Origin of the sequence: Paraburkholderia sp. GAS38 (assembly GCF_050434965.1) — a bacterium.
Lineage (GTDB): Bacteria > Pseudomonadota > Gammaproteobacteria > Burkholderiales > Burkholderiaceae > Paraburkholderia > Paraburkholderia phenazinium_A.
Genome location: NZ_JBNDJO010000006.1, coordinates 106581 through 130414 on the forward strand (window position 1 = coordinate 106581; position 23834 = coordinate 130414).

Sequence of the window (23834 nt, forward strand, 5' to 3'; positions counted from 1 at the left end):
ATCGCGCTTCGGCGTGGCAGCGGGCCATGACCCGTTTATGCGGTGGGGTTGCCGCCGCGCCCGATCCTTCGTCAGCCTCTTATCCAGACATCGAGCGCCGTGCGGATTTCTTCCGTTACCTTCGACCAGTCGCGGCGCACCGCCTGGCGGAACAGGCGCACGCCCGGGTACCAGGGACTGTCGCTGCGCTTGAGTTGCCAGCGCCAGTCGGGCGTAAACGGCAGCGCAATCCAGACGGGCTTGCCAAGCGCTCCCGCCAGATGCGCGACCGCGGTATCCACGCTGATGACCAGGTCGAGTTGCGCAATCAGTCCGGCCGTGTCCGCGAAGGTGTCGAGGCGCTCCGCTACGTCCAGTAGCGCACCGCGTTGCACGAGCGGGTCGTAGCTCGCGCGGTCGTCTTCGCGGAGCGCTTTTTGCAACGACACGAAGGTCGCGTCGGCGTCGAACAGTGCGGCGAGTTGCGCCAGCGGGATCGAGCGATTTCGGTCGTTGACATGCCCCAGGTTGCCGGACCACACAATGCCGACGCGGGGCCGACCGGTGCGGCCTCGGCTTTCGCCACGCTCATTGCCATGCTCGCTCTCGAACAGCGTGTTCCATTGCGCGATTTTGGCTGCGTCGACATTCAGATAGGGACCCGCTGTGGCGAGATCGGCGGCGCGGATCTTGAGCGCGAACGCGAGGCTCATGGTCGGACAGTGATAGTCGAACGGCGGCACCGGCGCGTTTTCGCCGATCACCTCGGCCACCCCCGCATAGCCGCGCAGCAGCGGCAGCAGCGCATCCTGTACCCGCAACACCACGCGCGCACCGGCGGCAGTCAGCCGGTCGGTGAAGCGCACGAATTGCAGCGTGTCGCCAAACCCCTGCTCGTGATGGACGAATACCGTTTTGCCGGCAATGGCTTGCGCGCCGGTCCACAGTGTCGCCGCATCGAAGCCGTGGCTGGCGGTGCCGACGCGCCAGCGCCACTCGTACTCGCGCCAGCCGTGCTCGAATTCGCCGAGCAAGAGGTTGGTCTGCGCACGATTGGTGCGCGCGCCGGCGTCGTTCGGGTCGATCGAGAGGGCTTTCTTGAACTGCTGCAAGGCGTCGTCGAAGCGGTGCAGATCGCGCAGCGCGACGCCGACGTTGACATAAGCCGCCCCAAAGTTCGGTTTGAGCGCGATCGCCTTGCGATACGCCGCGAGTTCTTCGTCGTAGCGGCCTATCGCACCGAGCAGGCTGCCCTTGTTGTAATGCACTTCGGCGAGTTGCGGATGGCGTGCGCTGAGGCGCTCGAAATACCGCAGCGCGCGGTCGTTTTCGCCGAGTTTCGTGAGCGACAGCGCCGCACCGTGTAACGACTGCACGTGATCCGGGTTGCGTTCGAGGCAGCGCTCGTACAGCGCGACGGCTTCAGCGTGACGTCCTGCCAGTTGGCATACGTGGGCGGCGAAGTAAATCTGCTCGGGCGAGGCCGCCATGTGTTGCAGCGCGCGCGTCACATAGTCGGCGGCGCGCGGATGGTCGCCCTCTTTGGCGGCGATATAGCCGAGCCCTTCGAGCGCTTCGCCGTGCTCCGGTTGCAGCAGAAGGATGCCGTGCAGCAGGTCCGCCGCTTCGGCCAGATGTCCTGCGCTGAATTTCTGCTGCGCCGTGGCGAGCGTGCTTGCGATGTCCTGATTCATGTTCGATGCTGCGCGGTGTGGCTCCGTCATAGGCTGTCGAGTTTCACCGCAAAGCCGCGTTGCACGCCCGGCCGCGCGAACAGCGTTTCATACCAGCGCCGCACGTTGGGATAGGTGGCGAGGTCGACCTTATGGCGTTCGTGCCGCCACGCCCAACCGAGAATCGCAAAATCCGCCACCGACAGTTCGCCGGCCACAAACTCCACCTCCGCCAGCCGCCGGTCGAGCACGCCATAGAGGCGGTGGGTTTCGTCCGAGAAGCGCTTCAGGCCGTAACGGCGGTCGGCTTCCGCTTCGAGCGCGGCGAAGTGGTGCACCTGGCCGGGCATCGGCCCGAAGCCGCCCATCTGCCACATGAGCCATTCGAGTACCGGCACGCGCTCGCGCAGACTGGCCGGCAGGAACTTGCCGGTCTTTTCGCCCAGATAGAGCAGGATCGCGCCCGATTCGAACACGCTGATCGGCCCGCCACCCAAGCCGCCCGCAGCGGCGGGGCCGTCCGGATCGACGATGGCCGGAATCTTGTTGTTCGGGCTGATGCGCAGAAACTCGGGCTGGAACTGCTCCGCCTTGCCGATGTTGACCGGAACCACCGTGTACGGCAGTTCCATTTCTTCCAGGGCGACGCTGACCTTGCGGCCGTTCGGCGTGCCCCAGGCGTAGAGCGTAATCGTCATATCGTTCAGCTCGTTCTGGCGTTCAGGTCAGCGGGAAATCGACGTACTTCCTGAAGCCGGTACGCGTGGTGAGGCGCGAGTACCAGCGTTCGAGATTCGGCAGCGACGGGCGTTCGATGCCGTCCAGCCCGAACCAGCGCTTCGCAAACGCGCCGATCACGATGTCAGCCAGCGTGCACTTTTCGCCTTCGAGGAAAAAGCGGCCCTGCAGATGCGTGTCGACGAGCTTCCACAACACGGTGACGGCGGCGAGATCCGTGGCGAGCTTGACGGTGTCGCGCTCGGCATCCGGCGTGCGGACGATGGCCCAGAACACCGGGCGCTCGGCGGGTTGCAGCGTGGACAGCGACCAGTCCAGCCAACGGTCGATGCTCGAGCGCGGCTGCGGCTCGGGCGGATAGAGCGGGCTCGACGGGCCGTATTGCATGACCAGATAGCGCAGGATCGAATTCGATTCCCATAGCACGAAATCGCCGTCGACCAGCGTCGGCACGCGGGCGTTCGGATTCATGGCCAGATATTCCGGCTCGTTGTTGCGGCCGAATTGCAGGCCCGCATCGATACGCTCGTACGGCAGCACGAGTTCGTCGCAACACCACAACACTTTCTGGACGTTGACCGAGTTGGCGCGTCCCCAGATCGTAATCATCCGGTAGGTCCTCTTTGCTGGTTGGCAAGCCGCACGTGTGTGTGGCGTTCAACCGGTAACGATACACGATGCGGCTGTCATTACCTATTCGGCCGAATGGCCGATGCCGGCATGACATCGGCCTTGCGTACAATGGGCGCACCTGAAGACGACGAGGCACCGCATGGCCCGCATTGTCCCTGACGACTGGAAAAATCTCGCTGCCACCGGCGCCGCCGCGCGCGAACGCGAAACCCTGGCGCTGCTGGAAGAGGGCTTGTCCAGCGACTACACCGTGTATCACGGCGTGCACTGGACGCGGCTCAACCAGGGCTTCTCGGTATTCGGCGAGGCCGATTTCGTGATCGTCAGTCCCTCGGGGCGCGTGATGATCGTCGAGCAGAAAACCGGTTTCCTGCGCGAGACCCCCAAAGGGCTCGTCAAGGTCTATCTGCAGACCGAACGCAATGTGGCGATCGCGCTGGCGCGCACCATCGAAGGCATGCACCGGCGCTTTACCGCCGCCTTCGGCGCGGGCACCTATTTCATCGAGGAACTGCTGTACTGCCCGGACCACGTCGTGAAGGACGCGGCGATTGCCGGCGTGAACCCGGCGCGGATCGTCGACGCAACGCGCAAGGAGCGTCTCGCCGCGATCATCCGCGAGGCCTTGCCGGCCGACGAGCCGCGGCTCGCCTGCGCCGCGAAGATTCACCACTTTCTCGCCGACGAACTGGCGCTGTCGCCCGACGCCAGTGCGTTGGTCGGCCAGGCGGGCACGCTCGTCACGCGTCTCGCCGGCGGCCTGGCCACGTGGGCGCGGCGGCTCGAGTTTACGCCGTTTCGCCTGCGTGTCGCCGGCACCGCGGGCTCCGGCAAGACGCAACTCGCCGTGCAGGTCATGAAGGATGCGGTCGCACGCGGCCAGCGGCCCTTGTACGTGTGCTTCAACCGGCCGCTCGCCGACCATATCGCACGGGTCGCGCCGCCCGAAGCGAAAGTGGCCAACTACCACCAGCTATGCGACTGGATTGCCCGCGACGGCGGCCGCACGCCAGACTTCCAGGCCGCGGACATTTTCGACCAGCTCGAAAAGATCTTTGCCGACACGCCAATCGACGCGCGCTGGCAATTCGACGTCTTGATCGTCGACGAAGGCCAGGACTTCCAGCAGCCCTGGGTCGGCGCGCTCGAACGCCTGTTGCGGCCGGGCGCGGCGTGGTGGTGGCTCGAAGACCCGCTGCAGAATCTGTACATGCGTGCGCCGGTCGATCTGCCGGGCTGGACCACGCTCAAGGAAACCACCAACTATCGCAGCCCGCGCGACATTCTCGACTTCGTGCGCGACGTGGTGGGCGCCGAGGTGCCGCTTGCCGCGGCGCTCTCGTCGGGCAGTCCGTTCGACGGCTCCGATCTGTCGCTGTCCACCTACGACGAGGCGCACGCGGCCGAGGGCTGCATCGACGCCACCAAGCGGGCGATCACCCAGGCGCTGTCGCTGGGGTTTCGCAAGCAGGACATTGCGGTGCTGTCGTTTCGCGGCCGCGAAGGTTCGGTGCTGAGCGCGCTCGATCAACTCGGACCGCACCGTCTGCGCAGCTTCACCGGCAAGTACGACCTGTTCGGCAATCCGGAGTATCGCGAGGGCGACGTGTTGCTGGAGTCGATCTACCGCTTCAAGGGGCAATCGGCGCCGTGCGTGATCCTGTCGGAGGTGGACTTCGACACGTTCGACGAGCGTAGCGCCCGCAAGCTGTTCGTCGGCGCCACGCGCGCGACGATGAAGCTGATCGTGGTGGCCTCGCAGCGCGCGGCGCTTCATCTGCGGGCGGCGGACGGCAAGGTGTAAGCGGTGGCCGGCTGCACGGCCACGGCCACCAGAACCACACCGGCGGCGCTTTTTGATGCACCCCGGTTTGGCGATATGATGCGTCCGGTTTGGCCGTTCAGCCCCACGAGGGCATGGATGGCGGAGAGCACGTCGGGATCGGGTCTGCGACGCTTCCGGATACCTGCGGGTCGTCTGGAGAAAACGGGTCGGTTGCGGGCAAGCGGGTCACGGCGAAACAACAAAACAGATGAAAAGAAGGCCAGTTACATGCACACCATCAGGAAAGGCGCGCGCCGGATCTTGTGTCTCGCCGTCGCACTAGGGGCGCTGGGAACAGCAGGAGCCGGGTTCGCGCAAGCTGCCGCGCTGTCGCTCGACGTCGGGGGCAAGATTGCCGCAACCAACGATCCCTCCCACACGGTTTATCACCTGACGGAAGCGCAGCTTCTTGCGCTGCCGGTTCATTCCATCACCACGTCGACGACGTGGACGCCGCGTACGACCTTCACAGGCCCATCGCTCGCGGATATCCTGAAGCTGGTCGGCGCGCATGGCAGCCAGATTGAAGTGCATACGCTCGACGACTACACGGAAACGATCCCGCTATCGGACAGCGATCGCTACGGCGTGATCGTTGCATATAGCATGAACGGCAAGCGTTTAAAGGTCAGCGACTTCGGACCGCTGTTTCTCATCTATCCGCGCGACGCGTTCCCAACGGAACTCTCCGGATCTGCCGCGGACTCGAAATTTGTATGGCAAATCAAGGACCTGATCGTCAAGTAATGCCGCATCGGCTACGCCGCTGGCTGCTGGCGGCGGTGTGGGTCACCGCGCTCGCCGCACCGGTCGGGGCGATCGGCTACCTGATGTATGCCAACCTGCTCAACCCGCGCTCCACGCAGTTGTTGACGGGCACGTACGACGGCTTCTACTGGGATGCCGCGCAATTGCAGATTGCCTACGCGCGGCTCGAAAACCAGTTGCTGCTGTACCGCAGCGGCACGGACGTCGATTACCCGCGCCTGCAGTTGCGCTACGAAGTGCTGCAGTCGAAGCTGCATGTGATGGCCGGCTCGACGCGCATGCTGGTTGGCCAGATCGCCTTGCTGCAGCGCCAGGACAGCGAGATCCGCTCGCTCGAAGACACGCTGGACCAGCTCGAACCCAACCTCGCCGCGCTGCCGCAGGATCCCGGTCAGGCCGACCGCATCGTCGCGGCGCTGCGCGCGCACTGGCAGGAGGTCAACGATCTGGCCTTGACCCGGCGCTTCGCCGACGTCGCCGACCGCGAAGCGCTGAGCCGCGACTTCATCGACAAGCGGCGCATGCTGTTCGCCGCCGGCATCTTGCTGGTGCTGCTCTCCGCCGCGGCCACGCTGCTGCTGGTGGTGAATGGCCGCCGCCGCAGCCGCCTGATCCGCCAGCAACGCGCCGCGCTCGAAGCCGAGCACCAGGCCACCCGCGCCGCGCGTGAGGCGAGTCTGGCGAAGGACGCCTTTCTCGGCATGATCAGCCACGAGTTGCGCACGCCGCTGCATGCGATCGTCTCGTCGATCGAACTGCTCGGCTTCAATTTCCAATCCGAAGCGGACCGCAAGGTGATCCAGCGGCTCGAAAGCGCGGCACGGCATCTGGAAGCGCAGATGCGCGACCTCACCGATTACGCGCGGCTCGGCGCCGGCAAGCTCGAGTTGCGCTACGAGCAATTCGAGCCGCGCGAACTGCTGGCTTCGATCGTCGACGAACACACGCCGGCCGCGCTCGCGCGCGGGCTGACGCTCGCCAGCGAAGCGAGCGGGCTGACCGGGCCGGTGGACTCCGATCCGCACCGTATCCGCCAGATCGTCAGCAACCTCGTGACGAACGCGATCCGCTATACCGAGAAGGGTTCGGTGCGGGTGCGCCTCGTGCAGCGGCTGGCGGTGCTGACCATCGAGGTCAGCGACACCGGGCCGGGTGTGCCGCCCAAGCAACTGCCGTTGATGTTCAAGGAATTTACCCAGCTCGACGGCTCGCGCACGCGGCGTTTCGAGGGGGCGGGCATGGGCCTCGCGATCGTTCAGGGTCTGTTGAAACTGTTCGGCGGCAGCGTCGCGGTGGAAAGCAAGGTGGGCGAAGGCACCATCTTCAACGTGACGATTCCGGTGGGACCGGTCGAGCCTGTCAAGCTGCCGGATGCGAAGGCTGCGAGCGCCCAGGAAGGCGGCCGCTCGCAGGTGCTGATCGTCGACGATAACGGCCTGATTCGCGAGTCGCTGCTGGAAATGATCACGCATATGGGCTATGAGGCGACCGCGGTCGCCAATGCCAAGGATGCGCTTGCATGGCTCGACGCACGCCGTTGCGACGTGCTGTTGCTCGACCTGCATATGCCGGATCAGGACGGCTACACCTTCTTCGCCGAATTCACCGCGCGCAGCGGACCGTCCGCAGGCGCCCCGGTGATTGCAATCAGCGCCTATGCGCCGGAAGCGCCGCCGACCGACACCGCGCCCTTCTTCGAGTATCTGGTGAAGCCGGTGCACTACGAGCATTTGCGCGCAGCGTTGCAGCGCGCACTGGCGGCGCGCAGTCTGGTTTGAAGCGCATCAGTTCCGCATCAGCCCCGCTTCAGGCCCGGTTCAGACGCTTGGACAGATCCGCAACGAGAATCGCCATACGCGCCGGCTTTTCATAGCAGGCCACGTTGTAGTTGCGAATGATCTCGCTGATCTCCGACTCGCTCGCCTTGCCGGTCAGCAGCTCGCCGGTCAGCACGAACACCGGCGCCTCGGGGTTCTCCGATGCGCGCACGGCGCGAATCGCCGCCGCGGAGGTCTGATTGCCGAACAGCCAGTCGATTACGACGCCGTCGAACACCTGCGTCTGCAACTGTTCGACGAATGCGCCGAGGCCGTAGATCGCGACTGAGGCAAAGCCGCTGCGCTCGAGATAGTCGCGCAGGTTGTCGGCGGAGGCCTGGTCGTCGTCGACCACCGCGATCAGCGGCTTGTCGGCCTCCGAGCGGCGCGGATAGATTTCGATCTTGTGAACTTCGAATGCGCTTTGATACAGCGCGCCATCGTGACGCGTGACGCGCCATTGTCCCAGCTTCGAATAGGCCACGAATTCGGGGCGGCTGCCGGGTTCGAGCGCCGCGCCCACCCAGGCGGTGCACGCGAGTTCGACGCCGCCGACCGAGAACACCGCTTCCTGAGCGATGGCGCCGACCATGCCGGGGTCGAGCGATTGCGCGCCGAACAGTTGCGCGGCCGGTTCGCCGAACACCTCGGCTACACGCTTGATCTGCGACAGCGTCCATGGGCTGTTGCCGCGCAGCTTGCGGTGCCCTTGAGAAAAACTCAGATCGAGAATGCGGCACAGCTCCGTGGTCTGTTGCCGCTTACCGATGCCGTGACGGCTCATCAACTCGCGCACGCGTTCCGCGACTGCGATGGAGTCAGGTGAGGTTGCTTCGTTGGCCATGCTGCGTGGAGGTCCGTCTTTTTAAATGGTATCGGGTGAAGGACGCGAAAAGACTGGCTGGCGATGGGTCGCACCGCCTTCTTTGCGAGCCGACCGGCCACGCATGGGAGAGCAAATGTACAGCAAAAAAACCTGGTGTTGCTGCTTTTGTGGCGCCACCGCGAGGATGTCGCGGGTCTGCCGATCGGTGTACCCCGGGCCGATGCCGCGCCCGGGTTATGGCCGATGCGCGTGGCGTATTTTACCGAGGAAACCCCCGCCGACATGTAATGAAATGTGATCCATTGTGGTCTTTCGTTGGATGCGGCCTGAACTGTGAACGCGCTTGCGCGATTCGACGAGACAAGTCCCCGGTTGATCTGGCAGAGTTTCGTCTGCCATGACGCTCCAACCACTCCTATCTCATCCATGAAAGACAAGACCGCGATTCGCCATACCGGTGTGCCGTACTACTCGCAATGGGGCAGCCCCGAATGGGTACAGCCGATCGTCGAAGAGGACGCCGACCCGTGCGACGACCCGGGCTGGCAACGCAGCGGCTTCACCGAGCAGGCGCGTTATCGTTTCTGGGCGCAACGTCTGTGCGGGTTGACCTGTCTCGAATCCGCGCTGGACTTCTGGGGCATCGCGCATGCGCCGCGCGCCGCGCTGCTCGACGAAGCGCTACGCCATGAGGTGTACCGGATGCGCGAAGACGGGGGCGTCGACGGCCTGATTTACCGGCCGTTCGCCAGTTGGACCGAGCAGGCCTTTGGTCTGCAGGTGGAGGTGTTGCCCGAGGTAACGCTTGAGGAGATCGCCGCGCGCATCGATAGCGAGACGCTGGCGATCATTTCGGTGAGCCCGGAAATCCGCCGCCCGGACGCGCCGAACGCGCAGCGCGGCGGTCATCTGATCCTGCTGCACGGGCGCGATGCCGACGGCGTCTGGTTTCACAATCCGTCCGGTATCGCGCCGTACCAGAGCGATGTCTACATGCCTTTCTCGACCGTCGCGCGCTTTTATGCCGGACGCGGTTTGACGCTGACTCGTCCTGGCGGCCGTCCGGCCGGCTGAACGCTGCGACGGTCGCGCCGGTCTGCCGGGTCCGAATTCTGCTGAGCGGCAGATGGGCAGCGGGGGAATCCGCTGCTGATCAGTGCTGGCCGGTTTGACGGGGATCGTGGACCAGGGTGTCCGGCAGTGCTTCGTCGTGACCGGCCGCCAGCATCACCTGATACAGGCTATGACGCTCGTAGGAACGCCACACGAGGCGGGCGAGGCGGCTTATCGTTGCGCGCAACGATGAACCCTTCACGCCGGCGGTGACGGGAACGACGCGGGACGACACGGATTGGCTGGACATCGCGGCACCTGCTCAATGGGTGAATAAGGGTAAATACCTAAGTGTTTCCCATTGTAGGTGTGTCAAAAATCGCAGTGTGCGGTGCAGCAAAAATTCTTTCGCGTCGGCGCGGCGTAGTCCGGCAGCATGGTTGCCATGCCCTGTATCGGCCTTCGATCCACTTGCCAACCCGGAGCCCGTATGAACCGATACCCCGCCCTGAATGCCGCTAGCGCACTTGCATTGCTGTTGGCGCTGCTCATGGTCAGCGAGGCGCAGGCGGCCACTCCCGATGAACAGAAGAAGGCCTGCCGTGGCGATGCGATCCATTTTTGCAGCGCGGAAATTCCCAACAAGGACAAGATCACGGCCTGCATGAAGCAGCACGTGAGCGAACTGAGCCCCGGCTGCCAGGCGATGTTCAAACACGGCGGCCATTCTCCCGGCAACGCCCCGGACGCGAGCAAGGGCTCGGCGCAGTAGGCCGGCGCGCCGAGGCTCGGGACGCGGCGGCGGATCCTGGTCGCCGCGCGTTTCCCTCACTTCGGCGCGATGTCGCGCCGCACGCGCATGATGTGCTGCTCGACGTAGAACGCCGCCGCATCCGCGTCGCCGCCTACGATTGCCTCGTAGATCAGCCGGTGCTCGGACACGTAGAGGCGAATCCTACCGGTATCGTAAATGCCGTCGTCCTTGAGCCGCTTCCAGAGCGGCTGGTCCATGGTCTTCGCCACTTCGTCGGCGATCTTAACCAGCAACGCGTCGCCGCTCATCACCGCCAGTTGCCGGTGAAACAGGCGGTCGCTGTTGTTCCATAGCACCCGCTGCTCGGGGTCGGTCAAGTCGACGATCGAATCCATCTGCGCGAGATAGTGCTCCGCCAGTTCGTCGCGCTGGCCGTGCGCCGCCGCGCGCCGGGCGATGGCCGGTTCGAGGATCAGGCGCACGTCGAGCGTCGAGGTCGGGCTGAAGTCGGGATCGGCCAACGACGCCGCTTGCAGCGGCGCCGCCGCGAGACGCTGCAAGGCATCCGCGCAGACATACGTACCCGAGTTGCGGCGCGTGATTACGAGCCCTTCGTTCTGCAGCGCGCCGATCGCCTCGCGCACCGCCGGGCGGCCCACGCCAAAACGCGCGGCCAATTCACGCTCCGAGGGCAGACGCGAATCCGCTGCGAACTGCCCGCTGCGGATCTCGGTGCGGATGCGCTCGGAGACCTGCTCGTAAATCTGCTTGGGGCGAAAGGTGCTTTCCATAGCGAGGGCGGGCTGATCCCAATTCGAACCAGATTGCCGCAATAATTTTGAAATTGGTTGATGTGAAACCAAAGCTGGTCTACATTTTGATCCAGTATAGAACAGGATGGAGACTTCGGAATGCGGTGCAGGAAGGTATTTTCGGCCGGCGGGCCGCAAGCGGAAGAGGGTGGCCACGCATCATGAAATTGAATCGCGTCATCAGCACGGTTGAAGTGCACACCGGCGGCGAGTCGTTCCGGCTCGTCACGAGCGGGCTGCCGAAGTTTCAAGGCAAGACCATCGTCGAGCGCCGCACGTGGCTCAAGGAACATCAGGATCACCTGCGCCGCGCGCTGATGCTCGAACCGCGCGGCCATGCGGACATGTACGGCGGCTACCTGACCGAGCCGGTCAGCGAAGGCGCCGACTTCGGCATCATCTTCGTGCACAACGAAGGCTACAGCGACCATTGCGGCCACGGCGTGATCGCGCTCGCCACCGCTGCCGTGTCGCTGGGCTGGGTCGAGCGCACCGAGCCGGAGACGCGCGTGGGTATCGACGCGCCGTGCGGCTTCATCGAAGCCTTCGTCAAGTGGGACGGCGATCACGTAGGCAGCGTGCGCTTCGTCAACGTGCCTTCGTTCATCTGGCAGCGCGACGTCACGGTGAGCACGCCGAGCTTCGGCGAGGTGAAGGGCGATATCGTCTTCGGCGGCGCGTTTTATTTCTACACGTCCGGCAAGCCGTTCGATCTGAACGTGCGCGAAGCGGAGGTGGATCGCCTGATCCAGCTCGGCGCCGAAGTGAAGCGCGCGGCCAATGAAGCGTTCAAGGTGGTCCATCCGCACATCCCCGAAATCAACCATATTTACGGCACGATCATCGATAACGCGCCGCGTCACCCAGGCTCGACGCAGGCCAATTGCTGCGTGTTCGCCGATCGCGAGGTGGACCGTTCGCCGACCGGCTCGGGCACCGCGGGACGGGTCGCGCAACTGTATCTGCGCGGCGAGCTGGGACGCGACGAGACGCTCGTCAACGAATCGGTGATCGGCACGATTTTTCGCGGCCGGGTGCTGTCCGAGACGAAGCTCGAGCGCTTCGATGCGGTGATTCCCGAAATCGCGGGCGATGCGCATATCTGCGGCTTCGCGAACTGGATTGTCGACGAACGCGATCCGCTAACGTATGGCTTTCTCGTGCGCTAGGCGGCGCACGCCGATGGAGAAAACCCGCTTATGACACACCCGGCCACGCAGATGTTCGACGCCGCCGCCAGCGCGCGGCTCACACCCTATGCGGCGCTCGTGGAGGCCCTGAAAACGGCGTCCGTCGATTACGCCCAGCAGCGCATCCTGAGCCCGGAGCGCCTTGTCGTGCCGCTCAACGAAGGCGGCATCATGCTGTCGATGCCGGCCACCGCGCCGGACCTCGGCATCCACAAGCTGGTCAACGTCTGTCCGTCCAACGGTCCGCGCGGCCTGCCCACGATCCACGGCAAGGTCATGGCGTTCGACGCGGACACCGGCGAGACGCTGTTCATCCTCGACGGCCCGACCGTCACCGGCCGGCGCACCGCCGCGATGTCGATGCTCGGCGTGCAGACCTTCAAAGGCGGCGTGTCCGGCCGGCCTGCCGCGCGCGAGTTTCTGCTGATCGGCACCGGCACGCAGGCGGCGAACCATGCCGAGGCGATCGGCGAACTGTTCCCTGATGCCGTCATATGGGTCAAGGGCAGCGCGCCGGCGAAGGCCGAAGCGTTTTGCGCCGCGCAGCGCGACAAGGCGCGCAACCTGCGGCCGCTCGCTAGCGCCCAGGTGCCGGATGCGGTCGATGTCGTGATCGCCCTCACCACCAGCAAGCAGGCGGTCTACGACGAAGCGCCGCGCGCGGAGCGGCTGGTGATCGGCGTCGGGGCGTTCACGCCGGCCATGCTCGAAATCGGCGCGCGCACCGTGCACGGCAGCGCGCTCTACGTCGACGATCTGGCCGGCGCGCAACACGAAGCCGGCGATTTCATCCAGGCGGGCGTGGACTGGACGGGCGTCACCGGCATCGCCACGGTGCTGGAGGGACGTGCGCCACTGCTTGCGGCCAGCACGCCCGTGCTATTCAAGAGCGTCGGTTGCGCGGCGTGGGATCTGGGCGCGTGCCGGGTCGCGCGTGCGGCATTGCAACGCGCCTGAACCTGTAGTTTTTCTACACCGTCGGCCGCGTGCGGCGTGCAAACAATCCGAAAACGTTGCACCATAGGCGTTTGTCAGAAAATGTCGGCAACGGCATTTTTGCCCTTTCGCGTTGCCTTTCGCGACGCCTTTTACGACGGTGACATCGCGCTATGATTACCCAACACGCATCTGCCACCCCAGACCTGCCGCTCGATATGATCATCTTCGGCGGCACCGGCGATCTCTCGTTCCGCAAGCTGCTGCCCGCGCTTTACATGGCGCATCTGCACTGCAATCTGCCGCCGGAGACCCGCATTCTCACGATCGGCCGCAAGCCGTGGTCGCGTGACGAATACATCAACGAATTCATGGAATTGAAGGCGAAGCCCTTCATCGAAAAGAAAGCGTTCGACGCCGCCGCCTGGGACAAATTCCTCGCGATGTTCGAGTACGTGCGCATGGACGTCGATTCGGCGGAAGATTATCAGCGTCTGAAGGAAGTGTCGCGCCCCGACGCGCGGCGCGTGTTCTATCTCGCCACTTCGCCCGATCTGTTCACCAACATCTGCGACAACCTCTCGGCTGCGGGCCTGATCGACGAGCATGCGCGCGTGGTGCTGGAAAAGCCGCTCGGTCACGATCTGGCTTCGGCGCAGGAGATCAACACGGCCGTCGGCCAGCACTTCAGCGAAGCGCAGATCTACCGCATCGACCACTACCTCGGCAAGGAAACGGTGCAAAACCTGATGGTGCTGCGCTTCGGCAATGCGATCTTCGGGCCGCTGTGGCAGGCGCCGTATATCAAGAGCGTGCAGATCACGGTGGCCGAGACGGTCGGCGTGGGCACTCGCGCGGGCTTCTACGATAAGACCGGCGCGTTGCGCGACATGGTGCAGAACCACCTCTTGCAATTGCTGTGCATCGTGGCGATGGAGCCGCCGGTATCGCTCGACCCGGATGCGGTGCGCGACGAGAAGCTCAAGGTGCTGCGCTCGCTGCGTCCGATGACGCCCGAAGACATCGCGCGCGACACGGTGCGCGGCCAGTACACCGCCGGCGCGGTGGACGGCGAGGCGGTCAAGGGCTACCTCGAGGAAGACAATGTGCCGGCCAACAGCCGTGCCGAAACCTTCGTTGCGCTGCGTGCGCAGATCAACAACTGGCGCTGGGCCAACGTGCCGTTCTACCTGCGCACCGGCAAGCGCATGCAGAAGAAGGTGTCGGAGATCGTCATCGAATTCTCGGAACTGCCGTTCTCGATCATTCCGAGCGGCCCGCATCACTACGGCAACCGCCTCGTGATCCAGTTGCAGCCGGAAGAATCGATCCAGTTGCAGATGCTCGCCAAGGAACCGGGCAGCGGCATGCACATGCTGCCGGTGAACCTGAACCTCGACCTGCAGCAGGCCTTCACCGAGCGCCGTGCGGAAGCGTATGAGCGTCTGTTGATCGACGTGGTGCGCGGACGTCTCACGCACTTCATGCGCCGCGACGAACTCGAAGCGGCATGGGCGTGGGCGGAGCCGATTCTGGACGGCTGGGCGAAATCGGGCGAACGGCCGCGCAGCTATTCCGCCGGCACCTTCGGTCCGGCAGCGGCCACCGCCTTGATGGCGCGTGACAATGCCGTGTGGGCGGAAGAGTCGCAGTAAGCCAGGCGGCTTGCAGAGAGCGAGTCCCTTCAGTACCGGGTGCTCGCCTTTGCTGCGATGGCGGCGGCCGCCGCGCGCGTTTCGACATGCAGCTTGCCGAACACATGTTCCAGGTGCTTGTTGACGGTGCGCGGCGCCATCCCCAGGATATCGCCGATATCGCGGTTGGTTTTGCCGCGCGATAGCCACAGCAGGACTTCCGCTTCGCGCGCCGTCAGGCCGAATTGCGCCGCGAGCGCCGTGGTATGCGCGGCATCGTCGAACTCTTCCAGCAGGATCACCCAGTCGCCGCGCGTGGCACGGCCCAGCACGCGCGCGACCCGGCGCACGCCGCCCGCAGCCGTCTCGAACGCGGTTTGCAGATCGCAGCCGGCTTCGATCCAGCGCGTGAGCCACTGAGCCAGCACGGCCGGCAGGCGTGAGCCGGAATCGCTCGGCGGACCCGGCACGCAAGGGGTGTCGACCGTCACGCCGCGCACGCCATTCGCACCGTCCACACCGCCTACACCATCCACACCATCCGCACGGTCCGCGATCGCCACGCCATGCGCATCGCCCGCCGCGTAGCGCGCGAGCCGTTGGCGGGCGAGGTCGCTCTGCCATTGGATCTCGCCGCTCGCCGCGGCGATGAGGGCGGCGCGCATGCCGATCTCGAGCACCATGTCGGCCTGGCGCTGCAGGCGCGAACGCTGCACGTGCGCGGCAATGCGCGCGCTGACCTCGTTCGGTTTCACCGGCTTCGTCACATAGTCGATGCCGCCCACCCGGAAGCCTTGTACGACATGCTCGCTGTCCGTCAACGCGGTCATGAAGATGACCGGCAGATGGCGATTGCGCGGATCGGCCTTGATATGCAGGCAGGTTTCGAAGCCGTCCATACCTGGCATCAGCGCGTCGAGCAGCACGGCGTCGGGCGTGATGCGCGCGAGACGCTGCAGCGCGGATTGTCCGTCGAGCGCAACCAGCACGGCGTAGCCGGCCGCCTGCAGCGTGTCCGACAGCAGCGCGAGATTATCCGGCGTATCGTCGACGATCAGCACCACCGGCTTGCCGTCGGGCAACTCCGGTTGTGTCTCGGGAGGCAGAAGCAGGGATTCGTCATGCATCGGGATTGACCTGCTGGGTAGGCGCGAGCAATTGCGCGAGTTCAGTCAGCCGGAAACGGCTCGCGAGGCTACGCAGCGGTTCGAGCAGCGTAGCGAGTTCGGGCGCGCCGTGTTCGGCGGCGTCCAGTTGTTCGATGAAGCCTTGCACGTAGCCCATTTCCAGTTGGGCGTGCAATTTCTCTTTCAAGCTGGCGGGCAGCTTTGCGGGCACGTCGCTCAAGGGGGCGCCGGTTGCGGGGGGCGCCGGGTCGATAGTCTCGGCAATCCAGTGCAGTTGCAACAGGGCCGCCATTTTGTCGAGCAGCAGCGGGATATGCAGCGGTTTGGCCAGATAGTCGTCGCAACCGGCCGCAGCGCCTTTGTCGCGATCGTCGGCGAAGGCGTTGGCCGAGAGGATCAGGATCGGCGCGCCCGACAACTGGTTGTCGCGAATCAGCCGGCTCGCCTCGAAGCCGTCCATGGCCGGCATGGAAACGTCCATCACAATGAGATCGGCCGCGGCGGTGCCGAGCCATTGCAGCGCCTCCGGTCCGCTGGCGGCTTCGATCACCGTGAAGCCAAGCGGAGCGAGCGTCTGCGTGACGATGCGCCGCTGCTCCGCGAGATCGTCCACCACCAGCACGGTGCGGCGCGCGCCGCTATAGCCCTTCAGATGACGCGGGCTGCTCGCCAGCACCTGCGGCGCACGCACCTCGGGAGCGAACAGCTTGACGATAAAGCGCGTGCCTTTGCCGACCTCGCTCTGCACCTCCAGATTGCCGCCCATCAGTTCCGTCAGCAGACGGCAGATCGTCAGGCCGAGTCCGGCGCCATGGTCGTGCTCGCGCGCGGCGGCGCCCCGCTCGAATGGCAGGAACAGGCGCTCCAGTTCCGCGGCCGGGATGCCGGGACCGGTGTCGGCGATCTCAAATGTGACAGTCTCCCAGGCATAACCGGCGCGCACCTTGACCGAGCCGCGCGAGGTGAAGCGGATTGCGTTGCCGATCAGGTTGATGAGAATCTGCCGGACCCGCTTTTCGTCGATGCGCACCACGTCCGGGATGCGGCCGCTGGTCTGGAAATCGAACTGCAGTCCCTTGTCCGTGGCCTGCGGTTCGAGCATCGCAGACAACTGCGCGACGAACTCGGGCAGTGAATTCTCCGTCACGTTCAACTGCAGTTTGCCCGCCTCGATGCGGGCCACGTCGAGCAGCCCGTCGACAAGCGCCAGCAGATGTTCGCCGCTGCGATAGATGGTCGCCACGGCATTGCGCCGGGCCGGCGGCAGTTCGTCGGTGCCCTGCAGCAGCAGTTGCGCGTAGCCGAGGATACTGTTGAGCGGCGTGCGTAGTTCGTGGCTCAGGCCCGTCACATAGCGGCTCTTCGCGCGGTTCGCGGATTCGGCGGCGGCGCTCGCGGCCTGGAGTGCCGCGTCGGTCTTGCGGTGGGCCTCGATTTCCTGCATCAGCAACTCCGCTTGCCGCTGCGATTCCTCCTGGGTGACCTTGCGGTTTTCATTGGCGAGCACCAGCCACCAGGCGGCGATGCAGCCCACCAGCGCCAGCGCAAAGAACGCCTTCAGATAGCCCTGCAGCAGCACGTCGTGAACCGTGGTGTCGAGCTCGGGCAGGGTCCGCACGCTCTGGTACCACTGTGCGGCCAGCACGCCGCCGAGCAGCGCCAGCACGACGATCAGCAGACCGGCGTACTGCGCGAGCCGCAGACCGGCCGGCCCCAGTTTGAGGCGCGGAAACAGCGTACGCATCGACTTGCCGAACTGGGCGGGCAGCCGCGCGTGCGGCTTGCAGGAGTCGTTGCAACGCGAGTCGAGCGAGCAGCACAGCGAGCAGATCGAACCGGCGTAGGCCGGACAGTGCGCCATGTCTTCGCGCTCGAAGGTGTTTTCGCAGATCACGCAGCGCAACACCGCGCCGTGTTCGAGGTCGTGACCGTCGCGGGCCAGATAGAACCGCCCACGCGTGGCAATGGCGAGTAAGGGCGCACAGACAAACGCCACCAGCAGCGCGATAAACGACGACAGCGCTTCGGCGCTCGCGCCGAACAGACCCGCATGGGAGAGTCCGGCGATCGCCGAGGCGATCAGCATGGCGCCCACGCCAACGGGATTGACATCGTAAAGATGCGCCCGCTTGAATTCGACATAGCGCGGGCTATAGCCGAGCGGCTTGTTGATCACGAGGTCGCCGACCACCGCGCCGATCCAGGCAATTGCCACATTCGCATACAGCGCGAGCACTTTGCTGATGGCCTCGAACACGCCCATTTCGACCAGCAGCAGTGCGATCAGCACGTTGAACACGAGCCAGACCACGCGGCCCGGGTGGCTGTGCGTGAGCCGCGCGAAGAAATTCGACCACGCGAGCGAGCCGGCGTACGCGTTGGTGACGTTGATCTTCAACTGCGACACGATCACGAACAGCGTCATCGCGGCGAGCGCGCCTTCGGGCGAGCGGAATACGTAGTGATAGGCCACCAGATACATCTGGGTCGGCTCGACGGCCTTGACCGGATCGATCTCGTGCTGGATCGCGAGGAAGGCGAGGAACGCGCCGCCGAGCATCTTCATCGCACCCGGCACGATCCAGCCGGGGCCCGCCGAGATCAGCGCGACCCACCAGCGAATCCGGTTGGCGTGCGTGCGCGGCGGCAGGAAACGCAGGTAGTCGACCTGTTCGCCGATCTGCACGATCAGCGAAAACACCACCGTGCAGCCGGCTCCGAAGGCGACCAGGTTGAACTCGTGGCCGTCGCCCGACAGGCCGCCGAAGGTGACCCACTCAGCCAGCACGTGCGGCTCGCGCCACAGCACCACGGCGTACGGCACGACCAGCAGCACGAGCCACAACGGCTGGGTCCAGCCCTGCAGGCGATTGATGAAGGTGATGCCGAAAGTGACCACGGGAATGATCACCAGCGCGCTGATGATGTAGGCGACCGATAGCGGGATCTTCAGATACAGCTCCAGCGCGAGCGACATGATGGCCGCTTCGAGCGCGAAGAACACGAAGGTGAAGATCGCGTAGATCAGCGAGGTCAGCGTCGAGCCCATATAGCCGAAGCCCGCGCCGCGCGTGAGCAGGTCCATGTCGACGCCGAAGCGTGCCGCGTAGTAGCTGATCGGGATGCCGGTCAAAAAGATCAGGACCGAGACGGCGAGGATCGCGTAGACCGCATTGGTGAACCCGTAGTTGACCACCAGCGCGCCGCCGATCGCCTCCAGCACCAGGAACGACACCGCGCCCATCGCCGTGTTGGCGACGCGGAATTCGGACCAGCGCCGGAACGTGCGCGGCGTGAAGCGCAGCGCGTAGTCCTCGAGCGTCTCGTCGCCGACCCACGCGTTGTAGTCGCGGCGAATCTTGACGATGCGCTGGGTACCGCCGGCCGGTGGGCGCGATGCCCCAGCTTGGGTGGCCGGGCCGGTGGAGCGCGGGGTCTGTGGTTCCGTTTGGTGCATCGGGGCCTTTCGTCGACCGGTTCGGGGGCTAGCCGTGCGGCCATGCAAATTGCATTCCACTCGCGGCCCGGCCTTTGCCTGGTCTTTGCCGTTCACGTGCGAAGGGCGGCCGGCGAGCGCGCAGCGGCATGAGTCGAGGCGCTGTGGGTGCGCTGTGGGGGCTGTGTCGGCGCGATTATAAAAAGCGCAATTTCGCCGCGCCCTACGTCAAGTGACGTATTTGGCTGCGCAAATTGGCTACCTACCTTTCGTGGCGTCGATCCCGCCAGCCGGTTACCTGGAATGCCGGCGCGGGTCGCCCGACCACGACCAAGGAGAATTCGATGTCACACGACGATCAGAACGAGCAAGGCATGCCTTCGGCGCTCCGGCGCAAACTCCTGATGGGTCTCGCTGCCGCGCCCGCCCTGGCCATGTCCGGCATCGCACGGGCCCAGCAGTTTCCGACCGCGAAGGTCAACACCACGCACCTTGCCGTGACCGACACCGAAGTGACGGTCGGCCAGTTGCACTCGGCGACCGGCACGATGGCGATCTCCGAGACCGGCTCGATTCAGGCGGAGCGCCTCGCGATCGAGCAGATCAACGCGGCAGGCGGGATTCTCGGCCGCCAGATCAAGATCATTCAGGAAGACGGCGCTTCCGACTGGCCGACGTTCGCCGAAAAGTCGAAGAAGCTGCTCGAGAACGATCACGTGGCCGCCGTGTTCGGCTGCTGGACCTCGGCCTCGCGCAAGGCAGTGCTGCCGATCTTCGAACGCGACAACGGCCTGTTGTACTACCCGACGTTCTACGAAGGACTCGAGCAATCGAAGAACGTGTTCTATACCGGCCAGGAAGCGACCCAGCAGATTCTGTGGGGGTTGAACTGGGCCAACCAGACGAAGAACGCCAAGAGCTTCTTCCTGATCGGCTCCGATTACATCTGGCCGCGCACCTCGAGCAAGATTGCGCGCAAGCATATCGAACAGCATCTGACCGGTTGCAAGGTGGTCGGCGAAGAGTATTACCCGCTCGGCACCACCAACTTCAACTCGCTCATCAACAAGATCAAGATCGCCAAACCCGATTGCATCTACGCGATCATCGTCGGCGGTTCGAATGTGGCGTTCTACAAGCAGCTCAAGGCGGCCGGCATCACAGCGGACAAGCAGTTCCTGCTGACCATCTCGGTGACCGAGGACGAGGTGCTGGGCATCGGCGGCGAAAACGTGGCGGGCTTCTACTCGGCCATGAAGTACTTCGAATCGCTCGACAACGACAACAACAAGAAATTCGTCGCGGCGTTCAAGGCGAAGTACGGACCCAGGTCGGTGATCGGCGACGTCACGCAGGCGGCGTATCTCGGGCCATGGTTATGGAAAGCGGCGGTGGAGAAGGCCGGCAGCTTCGACGTGGACAAGGTCGTGGCGGCGTCGCCGGGCATCGAATTGAAGACCGCGCCCGAAGGCTACGTGAAGATCCATGCGAATCACCACTTGTGGAGCCGCACGCGCATCGGCGAGGCGCAGGCGGACGGCCAGTTCAAGGTGGTGGCCGAGTCGCCGAATCTGATCGAGCCGAATCCGTTCCCCAAGGGTTACCAGTAAGCCGGGTATCCGTGGCGCGCCACAGCGGCGCGCCGGTCATTTCGAGGAGAGACGCATGTCGGCTTCGGACATTCTTAACATCACGCTGATGCAGGGCTTCGCCGGCTTGAGCCTGTTTAGCGTGCTGCTGCTGATGGGGCTCGGGCTGGCGGTGATTTTCGGCCAGATGGGCGTCATCAACATGGCGCACGGCGAGTTCATGACGATCGGGGCGTACACGATCTACATGTTCTCGCAAGTGGCCGACAACTACTGGCACGGGTTCGCGCCGATCTACTTTCCGCTGGCAATCTGCGCCGCTTTCGCGCTGGCCTTTGCGGTGGGCTGGGTGGCGGAGTGGGCGTTGATCCGCCATCTGTACCGGCGTCCGCTCGACACGCTGCTCGCGACCTGGGGCCTGAGCCTCGGCATGCAGCAGGTGTTCCGCTCGGTGTTCGGCCCGAAGGAGGTCAGCCCGACGCTGCCGGACTGGCTGATGGGTTCGTGGTCGCCGAAGCCGGGCCTCGACATCCCGATCAACGGCCTGTTCGTGATGAGCCTCGCGGTGTTGATGACGGGCGGCGTGCTGCTGGCGCTGTACCGCTCGCGCTGGGGACTGCGGGTACGCGCCACCGTCGCAAACCGGCAGATGGCGAACGCGGCCGGCATCGACACGCGCAAGACCGACCGCTTGACCTTCGCCATCGGCTGCGGGATGGCGGGCGTGGCCGGGGCGGCATTTACCGCGATCGGCTCGACGGGGCCGACCAGCGGTTCGCTCTATATCGTCGATTCGTTTCTGGTGGTGACGTTCGGCGGCGCGGCGAGCCTGCTCGGCACGGTGGCCTCGGCATTCGGCATTGCCCAGATGCAGTCGATCAGCGAGTTCTTCATGACCGGATCGTCGGCGCGCGTGGTGACGCTGCTCACCATCGTCATCGTGCTGATGCTGCGGCCGCAAGGTCTCTTCGCTTCGAAGGTGCGCCGTGCCTGACGCTCCAGACAACGGCCGCTTGCGCGTCCGGCAGCCCCGTCTTTCGACGGCGCCGTCAAGCCGTCCTTTTAATCGATTCAGCCCGGAGAAACGCGTATGGATCCGCTGAACCCTTCCGCCGGCGCGGCTGCTGCGCCACCCAAGACCGATGGCGAGGCCGTTCGCGGCGGCCTGCGGCCCGCGCTGCTGCGCTGGCTGACGAGCGACGGCTACGGCAGCATCGTCGTGCTGGCGCTGCTGATTCTGGTGGTGTTTCCGCTCGCGCTCGATGCGTTCCGCCTCAACCTGATGGGCAAGTATCTGACCTATGCGTTTGTCGCCGTCGGCCTCGTGATGGCGTGGGGCTACGGCGGCGTGCTGAGTCTGGGGCAGGGCGTGTTCTTCGGCCTCGGCGGGTACTGCATGGCGATGTTCCTGAAGCTCGAAGCGTCGGACCCGATCAGCACGAAGATCCAGTCGACGCCTGGCATTCCTGACTTCATGGACTGGAATCAGCTCACTGCGCTGCCGTTCTGGTGGAAGCCGTTTCATTCACTGCCGTTCGCGCTCGCCGCGGTGGTGGTGGTGCCCTGCGCGCTGGCCTTTGTGGTCAGCTTTGCGATGTTCAAGCGGCGCGTGGGCGGCGTCTACTTCGCGATCATCACCCAGGCGGTGGCGCTGATCCTGTCGGTACTCATCATCGGCCAGCAAGGCTATACCGGCGGCGTGAACGGCATCACCGACCTGCGCACGCTGCTCGGCTGGGACATTCGCGGCGACGGCGCCAAGCTGGTCCTGTACTTCGCCAACGCGGTCCTGCTGCTGGTGGCGATCCTCTGCTGCCGGCGCATCCAGCGCAGCAAGCTTGGCACCTTGTTGCTCGCCATGCGCGACAAGGAAGACCGGGTGCGCTTCTCGGGCTACGACGTCGCCATGTTCAAGGTCTTCGCGTTCTGCGTCGCTGCCGTGCTGGCCGCTATCGGCGGCGCGATGTTCACGTTGCAGGTCGGCTTCATGTCGCCGTCGTTCGTGGGGATCGTGCCGTCCATCGAGATGGTGATCTACGCGGCGGTGGGCGGACGCATGTCGCTGGTGGGCGCGGTCTATGGCGCGGTGCTCGTCAACCTGGGCAAGACGTGGTTCTCCGAAAGTTTCCCGAACCTGTGGCTGTTTCTGATGGCCGCGCTCTTTATCGGCGTCGTGATGGCGTTTCCGAACGGCCTCGCCGGTCTCTACGACAGTCATGTGAAACCGTGGCTGCTGCGCCGCGGCGCGAGGAGCACACCATGAGCAATACCGATTTCGTCCTGGCCGTGGAAGGGCTGAGCGTCTCGTTCGACGGCTTCAAGGCCATCGATTCGCTGAACCTGTATGTGGACCGTGGTGAACTGCGCGTGGTGATCGGCCCGAACGGCGCGGGCAAGACGACGCTGCTCGATCTGATCTGCGGCAAGACGCGGGCGAGCGAAGGCAGCATCAAGTTCCGCAACGAGGAGATGACGCGGCTGCCGGAATTTCGCCGCGTGCGCAAAGGGATTGGCCGCAAGTTTCAGACGCCGTCGATCTACGAAAACCTCTCCGTGTTCCAGAACCTGGAGGTGTCGTTTCCGCGCGGGCGCGGTGTGTTCGGCGCCCTGGCGTTTCGCCGCACCAGCGACGTGCTCGACCGCGTGCGCAGCGTGGCCGGCGAGATTGGTCTCGCCGGCCAGCTCGACCTCGAAGCCGGGCTGCTCTCGCACGGGCAGAAGCAGTGGCTCGAGATCGGCATGTTGCTGATGCAGGAGCCGGAGCTGTTGATGCTCGACGAACCGATTGCCGGCATGAGCGTGCGCGAGCGCGAGGTGACCGCCGAGTTGCTCAAACGGATCTGCCGGAACCGCTCGATGATCGTGATCGAACACGACATGGCGTTCGTCGAGCAGATCGCTCACAAGGTCACCGTGATGCACCAGGGAAAGATTCTCGCCGAAGGGGCGATGGAGCAGGTGCAAGCGGATCCGCGGGTGATCGATGTCTATCTGGGCCACTGAGTTGGCCAGTTCACCCGCCATCGAATGGGTTGCGGAACCCG

The 23834-nt window shown here is 64.8% G+C and carries 20 protein-coding genes; 12 read left to right on the forward strand and 8 right to left on the reverse strand.

The window, feature by feature from the left end; genetic code table 11:
• Positions 1-71: 71 nt before the first annotated feature.
• Genes P3T42_RS16410 through P3T42_RS16420 form a run of 3 tightly spaced genes read right to left on the reverse strand, consistent with a single transcriptional unit; the run spans position 72 to position 2999 of the window.
• Positions 72-1673 carry a tetratricopeptide repeat protein gene (locus P3T42_RS16410; RefSeq protein WP_429306626.1) on the reverse strand — a complete coding sequence of 534 codons (1602 nt, stop codon included), beginning with the start codon at positions 1671-1673 and terminating at the stop codon, positions 72-74.
• A 26-nt stretch (positions 1674-1699) separates the two neighbouring features.
• Positions 1700-2350, reverse strand: a complete 651-nt coding sequence (locus P3T42_RS16415) for a glutathione S-transferase family protein (protein WP_429306627.1) — start codon at positions 2348-2350, stop codon at positions 1700-1702.
• Positions 2351-2372: 22 nt separating this feature from the next.
• Positions 2373-2999: a glutathione S-transferase family protein gene (locus P3T42_RS16420; protein ID WP_074295736.1), complete on the reverse strand. Its 627-nt coding sequence runs from the start codon at positions 2997-2999 to the stop codon at positions 2373-2375.
• A gap of 163 nt (positions 3000-3162) precedes the next feature.
• Between P3T42_RS16420 and P3T42_RS16425 the strand changes: the two genes are divergently transcribed.
• The 3 genes from P3T42_RS16425 to P3T42_RS16435 all read left to right on the forward strand — a co-directional run bounded on the left by P3T42_RS16425 (position 3163) and on the right by P3T42_RS16435 (position 7394).
• Positions 3163-4827, forward strand: a complete 1665-nt coding sequence (locus P3T42_RS16425; protein ID WP_429306628.1) for an ATP-binding domain-containing protein — start codon at positions 3163-3165, stop codon at positions 4825-4827.
• 249 nt (positions 4828-5076) lie between these two features.
• Positions 5077-5595 (forward strand): molybdopterin-dependent oxidoreductase, encoded by a 519-nt coding sequence (locus P3T42_RS16430; protein ID WP_074295734.1) that lies wholly within the window; start codon positions 5077-5079, stop codon positions 5593-5595.
• Positions 5565-7394 carry an ATP-binding response regulator gene (locus P3T42_RS16435; RefSeq protein ID WP_429306629.1) on the forward strand — a complete coding sequence of 610 codons (1830 nt, stop codon included), beginning with the start codon at positions 5565-5567 and terminating at the stop codon, positions 7392-7394. The genes P3T42_RS16430 and P3T42_RS16435 overlap by 31 nt, the downstream gene beginning before the upstream one ends.
• Positions 7395-7422: 28 nt before the next feature.
• Here P3T42_RS16435 and P3T42_RS16440 read toward each other — a convergent pair whose 3' ends face one another.
• A complete protein-coding gene (locus P3T42_RS16440) occupies positions 7423-8277 on the reverse strand; it encodes a helix-turn-helix domain-containing protein (protein ID WP_074295732.1) in 855 nt (284 codons plus the stop codon).
• A 408-nt stretch (positions 8278-8685) separates the two neighbouring features.
• Between P3T42_RS16440 and P3T42_RS16445 the strand changes: the two genes are divergently transcribed.
• Positions 8686-9333, forward strand: a complete 648-nt coding sequence (locus tag P3T42_RS16445) for a C39 family peptidase (RefSeq protein ID WP_429306630.1) — start codon at positions 8686-8688, stop codon at positions 9331-9333.
• Positions 9334-9412: 79 nt separating this feature from the next.
• Here P3T42_RS16445 and P3T42_RS16450 read toward each other — a convergent pair whose 3' ends face one another.
• Positions 9413-9622, reverse strand: coding sequence for a hypothetical protein (locus P3T42_RS16450; RefSeq protein WP_074295730.1), 210 nt, complete (start codon positions 9620-9622; stop codon positions 9413-9415).
• 180 nt (positions 9623-9802) lie between these two features.
• Between P3T42_RS16450 and P3T42_RS16455 the strand changes: the two genes are divergently transcribed.
• Positions 9803-10084, forward strand: coding sequence for a hypothetical protein (locus P3T42_RS16455; protein WP_429306631.1), 282 nt, complete (start codon positions 9803-9805; stop codon positions 10082-10084).
• A gap of 56 nt (positions 10085-10140) precedes the next feature.
• Here P3T42_RS16455 and P3T42_RS16460 read toward each other — a convergent pair whose 3' ends face one another.
• Positions 10141-10857, reverse strand: a complete 717-nt coding sequence (locus tag P3T42_RS16460) for a FadR/GntR family transcriptional regulator (RefSeq protein ID WP_429306632.1) — start codon at positions 10855-10857, stop codon at positions 10141-10143.
• Between the two features lie 182 nt (positions 10858-11039).
• On the opposite strand from P3T42_RS16460, the gene lhpH reads away from it, so the two are divergent.
• From lhpH to zwf, 3 genes are all read left to right on the forward strand, one after another.
• A complete protein-coding gene (lhpH, locus tag P3T42_RS16465; protein WP_429306633.1) occupies positions 11040-12047 on the forward strand; it encodes a trans-3-hydroxy-L-proline dehydratase in 1008 nt (335 codons plus the stop codon).
• Positions 12048-12077: 30 nt separating this feature from the next.
• A complete protein-coding gene (lhpI, locus tag P3T42_RS16470; protein WP_429306634.1) occupies positions 12078-13025 on the forward strand; it encodes a bifunctional Delta(1)-pyrroline-2-carboxylate/Delta(1)-piperideine-2-carboxylate reductase in 948 nt (315 codons plus the stop codon).
• A gap of 152 nt (positions 13026-13177) precedes the next feature.
• Positions 13178-14659, forward strand: coding sequence for a glucose-6-phosphate dehydrogenase (zwf, locus tag P3T42_RS16475; protein WP_074295725.1), 1482 nt, complete (start codon positions 13178-13180; stop codon positions 14657-14659).
• Between the two features lie 29 nt (positions 14660-14688).
• Here zwf and P3T42_RS16480 read toward each other — a convergent pair whose 3' ends face one another.
• Positions 14689-15765 (reverse strand): response regulator, encoded by a 1077-nt coding sequence (locus P3T42_RS16480; protein WP_429306635.1) that lies wholly within the window; start codon positions 15763-15765, stop codon positions 14689-14691.
• Entirely contained in the window at positions 15758-19222 is a 3465-nt protein-coding gene (locus tag P3T42_RS16485) for a hybrid sensor histidine kinase/response regulator (protein WP_429306636.1), read from the reverse strand. Before P3T42_RS16485 ends, P3T42_RS16480 begins: the two co-directional genes overlap by 8 nt.
• A gap of 323 nt (positions 19223-19545) precedes the next feature.
• On the opposite strand from P3T42_RS16485, the gene urtA reads away from it, so the two are divergent.
• From urtA to urtD, 4 genes are all read left to right on the forward strand, one after another.
• A complete protein-coding gene (gene urtA / locus P3T42_RS16490) occupies positions 19546-20811 on the forward strand; it encodes an urea ABC transporter substrate-binding protein (RefSeq protein ID WP_074295724.1) in 1266 nt (421 codons plus the stop codon).
• 55 nt (positions 20812-20866) lie between these two features.
• The gene (urtB, locus tag P3T42_RS16495) at positions 20867-21784 is read left to right on the forward strand and encodes an urea ABC transporter permease subunit UrtB (protein WP_429306637.1); all 918 of its coding nucleotides are present in this window, start codon (positions 20867-20869) and stop codon (positions 21782-21784) included.
• A 96-nt stretch (positions 21785-21880) separates the two neighbouring features.
• Entirely contained in the window at positions 21881-23053 is a 1173-nt protein-coding gene (gene urtC, locus P3T42_RS16500; RefSeq protein ID WP_074295722.1) for an urea ABC transporter permease subunit UrtC, read from the forward strand.
• Complete coding sequence (gene urtD, locus P3T42_RS16505; protein ID WP_074295721.1) at positions 23050-23793, forward strand: urea ABC transporter ATP-binding protein UrtD; 744 nt, start codon at positions 23050-23052, stop codon at positions 23791-23793. The genes urtC and urtD overlap by 4 nt, the downstream gene beginning before the upstream one ends.
• Positions 23794-23834: the final 41 nt, after the last annotated feature.

Coding starts and splice junctions, on each gene's coding strand:
- P3T42_RS16445 (WP_429306630.1), top strand. CDS start 8,686: ATGAAAGACAAGACCGCGATTCGCCATACCGGTGTGCCGTACTACTCG.
- P3T42_RS16415 (WP_429306627.1), bottom strand. CDS start 2,350: ATGACGATTACGCTCTACGCCTGGGGCACGCCGAACGGCCGCAAGGTC.
- P3T42_RS16420 (WP_074295736.1), bottom strand. CDS start 2,999: ATGATTACGATCTGGGGACGCGCCAACTCGGTCAACGTCCAGAAAGTG.
- lhpI (WP_429306634.1), top strand. CDS start 12,078: ATGACACACCCGGCCACGCAGATGTTCGACGCCGCCGCCAGCGCGCGG.
- zwf (WP_074295725.1), top strand. CDS start 13,178: ATGATTACCCAACACGCATCTGCCACCCCAGACCTGCCGCTCGATATG.
- P3T42_RS16460 (WP_429306632.1), bottom strand. CDS start 10,857: ATGGAAAGCACCTTTCGCCCCAAGCAGATTTACGAGCAGGTCTCCGAG.
- P3T42_RS16425 (WP_429306628.1), top strand. CDS start 3,163: ATGGCCCGCATTGTCCCTGACGACTGGAAAAATCTCGCTGCCACCGGC.
- P3T42_RS16480 (WP_429306635.1), bottom strand. CDS start 15,765: ATGCATGACGAATCCCTGCTTCTGCCTCCCGAGACACAACCGGAGTTG.
- urtC (WP_074295722.1), top strand. CDS start 21,881: ATGGATCCGCTGAACCCTTCCGCCGGCGCGGCTGCTGCGCCACCCAAG.
- P3T42_RS16450 (WP_074295730.1), bottom strand. CDS start 9,622: ATGTCCAGCCAATCCGTGTCGTCCCGCGTCGTTCCCGTCACCGCCGGC.
- P3T42_RS16440 (WP_074295732.1), bottom strand. CDS start 8,277: ATGGCCAACGAAGCAACCTCACCTGACTCCATCGCAGTCGCGGAACGC.
- P3T42_RS16430 (WP_074295734.1), top strand. CDS start 5,077: ATGCACACCATCAGGAAAGGCGCGCGCCGGATCTTGTGTCTCGCCGTC.
- P3T42_RS16410 (WP_429306626.1), bottom strand. CDS start 1,673: ATGAATCAGGACATCGCAAGCACGCTCGCCACGGCGCAGCAGAAATTC.
- urtB (WP_429306637.1), top strand. CDS start 20,867: ATGTCGGCTTCGGACATTCTTAACATCACGCTGATGCAGGGCTTCGCC.
- P3T42_RS16435 (WP_429306629.1), top strand. CDS start 5,565: ATGGCAAATCAAGGACCTGATCGTCAAGTAATGCCGCATCGGCTACGC.
- urtA (WP_074295724.1), top strand. CDS start 19,546: ATGTCACACGACGATCAGAACGAGCAAGGCATGCCTTCGGCGCTCCGG.
- P3T42_RS16485 (WP_429306636.1), bottom strand. CDS start 19,222: ATGCACCAAACGGAACCACAGACCCCGCGCTCCACCGGCCCGGCCACC.
- P3T42_RS16455 (WP_429306631.1), top strand. CDS start 9,803: ATGAACCGATACCCCGCCCTGAATGCCGCTAGCGCACTTGCATTGCTG.
- urtD (WP_074295721.1), top strand. CDS start 23,050: ATGAGCAATACCGATTTCGTCCTGGCCGTGGAAGGGCTGAGCGTCTCG.
- lhpH (WP_429306633.1), top strand. CDS start 11,040: ATGAAATTGAATCGCGTCATCAGCACGGTTGAAGTGCACACCGGCGGC.